1 protein-coding gene is annotated in these 555 nt (G+C 48.6%); it reads left to right on the forward strand.

Annotated features, from left to right (window positions below; translation table 11 throughout):
- Window positions 1-555 (forward strand): restriction endonuclease subunit S (locus tag VSX58_RS22460; protein WP_327619989.1); only part of this gene is annotated, 555 nt, incomplete at both ends.

The following is a 555-nucleotide window of genomic DNA, read 5'->3' on the forward strand; positions in this document are numbered from 1 at the left end:
AAAGTGCCCGACGATTGGCGGGAAGGTACACTCTCTGAAATCGCTAACATCACTATGGGACAGTCGCCCGACGGATCGAGCTACAACGAAGACGGGATCGGAACGGTCTTTTATCAAGGTCGTGCCGAATTTGGCACTCGTTTTCCCACACGCCGATTGTTCACCAGTCAACCTAAACGTATGGCGGCAAAGGGTGATGTGCTTATGAGTGTTCGCGCTCCTGTCGGGGATTTGAACGTCGCTTTTGAATCTTGTTGCCTTGGTCGTGGTTTGGCGGGCATCCAGAGTAACAACGGCTGCCAGTCCTTTATTTTCTACACGATGTTTGCCTTGAAACAACAACTGGATATGTTCAACAGTGAAGGCACTGTTTTTGGCTCTATCAACAAGAACGATATGGCAAACCTTCGTGTTCTTATCCCTACCGACGAGGTTCTCCGTCAATTTGAAGAGATGGTTAATCCGATGGATGCAGAGATTGAAGCGAACTATTCGGAAAACTGTAATCTTCATGTTATCCGAGATTCCTTACTCCCCCGCCTGATGTCCGGCGAA

Source organism: Brenneria populi, assembly GCF_036016195.1.
GTDB classification, from domain to species: Bacteria; Pseudomonadota; Gammaproteobacteria; order Enterobacterales; family Enterobacteriaceae; genus Brenneria; species Brenneria populi.